This is a genomic window from Okeania sp. SIO2F4, from assembly GCF_010672385.1.
GTDB lineage: Bacteria > Cyanobacteriota > Cyanobacteriia > Cyanobacteriales > Microcoleaceae > Trichodesmium.
Window position 1 is genome coordinate 1 of record NZ_JAAHGT010000658.1, and the last position, 5580, is coordinate 5580.

The 5580-nt window shown below is 45.4% G+C and carries 4 protein-coding genes; 1 reads left to right on the forward strand and 3 read right to left on the reverse strand.

Annotated elements, in window-relative coordinates:
- Positions 1-301: 301 nt before the first annotated feature.
- Positions 302-4693 carry an nSTAND1 domain-containing NTPase gene (locus tag F6K22_RS29775; protein WP_293106497.1) on the forward strand — a complete coding sequence of 1464 codons (4392 nt, stop codon included), beginning with the start codon at positions 302-304 and terminating at the stop codon, positions 4691-4693.
- A 203-nt stretch (positions 4694-4896) separates the two neighbouring features.
- Here F6K22_RS29775 and F6K22_RS29780 read toward each other — a convergent pair whose 3' ends face one another.
- The 3 genes from F6K22_RS29780 to F6K22_RS29790 all read right to left on the reverse strand — a co-directional run.
- Positions 4897-5028, reverse strand: coding sequence for a zinc ribbon domain-containing protein (locus F6K22_RS29780; protein ID WP_363274724.1), 132 nt, complete (start codon positions 5026-5028; stop codon positions 4897-4899).
- A gap of 109 nt (positions 5029-5137) precedes the next feature.
- Positions 5138-5371, reverse strand: coding sequence for a hypothetical protein (locus F6K22_RS29785; protein ID WP_293106500.1), 234 nt, complete (start codon positions 5369-5371; stop codon positions 5138-5140).
- Positions 5361-5580: hypothetical protein (locus tag F6K22_RS29790; RefSeq protein ID WP_293106502.1), on the reverse strand; the 220-nt coding region annotated here is incomplete at its 5' end. The genes F6K22_RS29785 and F6K22_RS29790, both read right to left, overlap by 11 nt.

The following is a 5580-nucleotide window of genomic DNA, read 5'->3' on the forward strand; positions in this document are numbered from 1 at the left end:
TTACCTAAGTCATTGCGACTGGAACGGAGTGGACCGAAGCAATCTCAGGGGTGCGCGGAGATTGCTTCCTATCGTCGCAATGACAACTGCTCAACCGGATCAAGCTCTTTCATTGTAAAAAAGTGGTATAAGATCAAATCCGGATAATTACTATACCTAAGTCATTGCGACTGGAACGGAGTGGACCGAAGCAATCTCAGGGGTGCGCGGAGATTGCTTCCTATCGTCGCAATGACAACTGCTCAACCGGATTTTGTATAACTCCACTCCTGAAACATATACTTTATGGAGCTAAATAACCATGTCAGATTTTTCACGACGTTTAGCTGTAGTCATTGGCATTAATCAATATAAAAATGGCATTGCCACCCTCCGAAACCCACTCAATGATGCAGACCAAATTCATCATGTTTTACAACAACAACATAACTATGAAACTCACCTACTCAAAGACGCAAATGCAACTAAAGAGCAAATCACAAAACTACTAACCAAAACCTTACCCAAACAAGTCAAAGAAGATGAATGTTTACTCTTTTACTTCGCCGGACATGGCATTGCCCTAGATGGAGATGACGGACCACAAGGTTATCTCATACCTCAAGACGCAGTTGCAGGTAATAGCAGTACTTACTTACCCATGAATCAAGTACACGACTGGCTGACAGCATTACCATGTCGTCATTTTCTCACAATATTAGACTGCTGTTTTGCTGGAGCATTTCGCTGGTCAAGTACAAGAGATTTTGCCACAGCTCCAGAAGAAATTTACCTCGAACATTACCACCGTTTTATCGAACATCCAGCTTGGCAAGTCATTACCTCTGCTAGTTATGACGAAACTGCTCTAGATGCTCTTTCCTCATTACAAAAAGATACCAGAAGCACAAATGGTAATCACTCTCCCTTTGCAGCAGCTTTAATAGACGCTTTAACAGGAGGAGCAGATACCACTCCCCCCGCCCAAAATGGTAAACCAGCAGGTGATGGAGTCATTACTGCCACCGAACTTTATTCATATCTGCGCGACCGGGTTGAAACGGCGACAATAGAAGCAGAAAAACGTCAAACACCAGGTTTATGGCATCTCAAAAATCACGACCGTGGGGAATATATATTTCTCACACCAGGCCATAAACTCAATCTCAAAAACGCACCACCCCTAGATGAATCAACAAATCCCTATCGAGGGTTAGAATCATTTAGAGAAAAAGACACTCAGCTATTTTTTGGTAGAACTACCCTGGTAGAAAAACTATATGATTTTGTCGAGAGTAACTGCTTAAGCGTTGTCCTGGGAGCCTCGGGCAGTGGAAAGTCTAGTTTAGTAAAAGCCGGATTAATTCCACAGTTGAGAAAAAATCAACAATCTTGGAAGATATTAAAACCAATACGTCCTGGTGCATCACCATTCCCAGAATTGAATAATGCACTCAAACAAGCCAAGTTGCCAAAAGTAGAAGTTGTTGATACTACTTCAGCGCAGTCTAGAAATAATCTCAATCAAAGTATGAAAATTTGGAAAACTAAAAATCCTGGTTCCAAGTTGTTGTTGTTGATTGACCAAAGTGAAGAACTAATTACTCTGTGTAAAGATGAGTCGGAACGGCAAGCATTTGTCAGTCAATTACTTGATGCCATGACTACCCATTCTGATGAACTAAGAGTAGTAATAACAGTTCGTTCAGATTTTGAACCGCAGTTACGAGATTTGTTCCTTAAATTGAGACCAAAGCTGGAGGATACTTGGCAAATAGGCAGATTTATAGTACCTCAAATGACGCGGGCAGAATTGCGCGAAGTCATTGAGAAACCAGCAGAAGCAAGGGTGATGTATTTTGAACCCCAGGAACTTGTAGAACAATTGATTGATGAAGTGGCCGATATGCCTGGAGGCTTGCCCCTGCTGTCTTTTGCCTTGAGTGAACTGTATCTGAAGTATTTACAGCGACAGACAAAAGCACAAAATCAAGGAAAGATATTAGACCGCAGTATTACTGAGGCAGACTATGAATCAATAGGGGGAGTCACTCAATCTCTGACTCAAAGAGCTGATGAGGAATATGAGGGGTTAGTTCATCAGGATTCTAGTTATGCCAAGATTATCCGTCATGTAATGTTGCGGATGGTGGCTATTGGTGGAGGGGAGTTAGCGCGCAGGCGAGTTCTTTTATCGGAACTAGAATATTCCCAACAGAAAAATATTTTTGTGAAGGAAGTAATTAAGAGTTTCACCGAAGCACGGTTACTCGTGAGAGGAAAAGATGGGGATGGAAATTCTTATGTGGAACCTGCTCATGATGCTTTGGTGCGGGGTTGGCAAAAGTTATTGGTGTGGAAGCAGGAGGATGAGGAAAGTTTAATCCTGCAACGGCGGTTGACTCCGGCGGCACAGGAGTGGGAAAGCCAACAACAGGTAAGGTTTCTTTGGCATAATAACCCCCGTCTGGATTTGTTGAAAAAGGTATCTCAATCGGATAATAATTGGCTGAATAATGTAGAAGCTGAGTTTGTGGAGCGTAGTGTTAGAAAAAAACGCACTAACACAATTGTGCGTTGGAGCATAGCTGGCTCAGTTCTTTTGGGAGCAATGATTTTCAGTGCTGCCGTTTGGATGCAATGGAGAAAATCTGAACTTAATCAAGCCAATGCTCTCGCTCGCTATTCTTTGTATCTGTTTGCTGAACATAAAAAAATGGAAGCTTTCGTGGAAGCGAGCAGGGCAGGAAAAATTATACAAAAACACAATGCAAGAGACCCACAGGTGATTACTGCCCTACAGAAAGTTATTTATGAAGGCAGAGAACGCAACCGCTTGCAGGGGCACGATAGCTTGGTCAATAGCGTCAGTTTCAGTCCTGATGGCCAGATTTTGGCTTCTGGAAGTGGTGACAGCACAATTAAACTCTGGAATCTAGAGACAGGAGAGGAAATCCACACCCTCCGAGGGCATGATTACTCGGTCGAGATCGTCAGTTTCAGCCCCGATGGCCAGACTTTGGCTTCTGGGAGTACTGACAAGACCATCAAACTCTGGAATCTAGAGACAGGAGAGGAAATCGGCACCCTCCAGACGCATACTAAATGGCTCAATAGCCTCAGTTTCAGTCCCGATGGCCAAACCTTGGCTTTTGACAGTCGTGACAGGACCATCAAACTCTGGAATCTAAAGACAGGGAAGGTACGCACCCTCCAGGGGCATGATTCCTCGGTCAATAGCCTCAGTTTCAGCCCCGATGGCCAGACCTTGGCTTCTGGTAGTTATGACAAGACCATCAAACTCTGGAATCTAGAGACAGGGGAGGTACGCACCCTCCAGGGGCATGATTACTCGGTCGATAGCGTCAGTTTCAGCCCCGATGGCCAGACCTTGGCTTCTGGCAGTCGTGACAAGACCATCAAACTCTGGAATCTAGAGACTGGCAAGGTAATCCGCACCCTCCAGGGGCATACTAGCATGGTCACGAGCGTCAGTTTTAGCCCCGATGGCCAAACCTTGGCTTCTGGCAGTTGGGACAACACCATCAAACTCTGGAATCTAGAGACAGGGTGGGGAATCCGCACCCTCCAGGGGCATACTAGCATGGTCACGAGCGTCAGTTTCAGCCCCGATGGCCAGACCTTGGCTTCTGCTAGTTATGACAAGACCATCAAACTCTGGGACCCTACAGAGGAGGTAATCCGCACCCTCCAGGGGCATACTCGCATTGTCAATAGCGTTAGTTTCAGCCCCGATGGCCAGACCTTGGCTTCTGGTAGTTCTGACAACACCATTAAACTCTGGAATCTAGAAACAGGGGAGGAAATACGCACCCTCCAGGGGCATACTCGCATTGTCAATAGCGTTAGTTTCAGCCCCGATGGCCAGACCTTGGCTTCTGGCAGTTTTGACAGCACAATTAAACTCTGGAATCTAGAGACAGGGGAGGTAATCCACACCCTCCAGGGGCATGATTCCTCGGTCGATAGCGTCAGTATCAGCCCCGATGGCCAGACCTTGGCTTCTGGCAGTCGTGACAAGACCATCAAACTCTGGAATCTAGAAACAGGGGAGGAAATCCGCACTCTCCAGGGGCATACTAAATGGGTAGAGAGCGTCAGTTTCAGCCCCGATAGCCAAACCTTGGCTTCTGGCAGTCGTGACAAGACCATCAAACTCTGGAATCTAGAAACAGGGGAGGAAATCCCCACTCTCAAGAGGCATAATAACGATGTCAAGAGGGTCAGTTTCAGCCCTGATGGCCAGACTTTGGCTTCTGGCAGTGATGACAACACCATCAAATTCTGGAATCTAGAAACAGGGGAGGAAATCCGCACTCTCCAGGGGCCTACTGGCCTTGTCAATAGCGTTAGTTTCAGCCCGAATCACCAGACCTTAGCTTCTCAAAGTACTGGCGGGACCCTCAAACTCTGGTATTTTAAGGCAGGAAACGAAGTCCTCACCCTCCATGAGCATGATCCCTTCCCTGGGGAGCGGGAGGGGTACTCGGTCAATAGCATCAGTATCAGCCCCGATAGCCAGACCTTGGCTACCGTTAGTAATGACAACACCATCAAACTCTGGAATATAGACTTAGACTTAGACTCTTTAATGGCGAGGAGTTGCGGTTGGGGGCGCAATTATTTGCAGAATAATCCCAACGTTAAAGAGAGCGATCGCCGTTTATGTGACGGTGTACCAGAACCAAAGTAGGCTGGATATCCAATTTATACTATCCGTTCTTAGAAACCTACGATTATCTATATAAATCTATGATTTTCTATAGATCGCCTGTTCTATTCCTGCTTCGCTCCTGGCAACGTCGGCGTTATCGAGATCCTCTGGCTGTCACGGTCGTTTGCTGCGCAACTAAGATCGCGAAACGCGGAACGCGGAGCGTAGCTCTCACTGACCGCCTAAGCTCGATTTAAACTAGCATTCAAATCTCGTTCGCAATTGACAACTCTTTCAGATAAAGACAGAGACTCTTTAACCTGACCACACCTACTACAAGTCTTAGAACTAGGAAACCATCTATCAACGATGATTAACTCAGCAACCTAATAACTTACACTTGTACTCTAACTGTCTACGAAATTCATAAAAACCCATATCAGCAACAGCTTTTGTAGGGGCATCTATGCGAATCGCCCCTACTTATGATTTGCCATCATTCCTGATAGATTTAGGTCTTCTATTACTATAATGCCGTGGTTTTTGGCTAAGTAAGTAGGCGCGTTTATGCAATGTATCTTTCCTGATGTCAGCTACCTTTGTGTTAGGACATTCTTGAGAAGTATAATTTTTATCAACTTTTGCATACACCTTCTTGAAAACTAGACACGCGCTAGACATTTGCCATCGGTGAGTGCAAATGATTTCACGGCTCACCCGTTTCAATGTGTACTTGCACAGAAAGTTCATGTTCCGCCCATAGTTTATGGGTGAGGATACCCTCAAGGGCTTTCCGACCTTGAAAAAGTTGAGTCCTCCGAATACGATGCAGTTTAATAAAACTAGCAACTCGCCTCCAGTGACTCCAATCATGTTTGTTGACATCCTCCGGTCTCAACAAACATTTGGGGATTTTTTCTGATAAT

Bases quoted from the DNA above. Each gene is read 5' to 3' on its own strand.
- F6K22_RS29775 (WP_293106497.1), top strand. From the start codon at position 302: ATGTCAGATTTTTCACGACGTTTAGCTGTAGTCATTGGCATTAATCAA.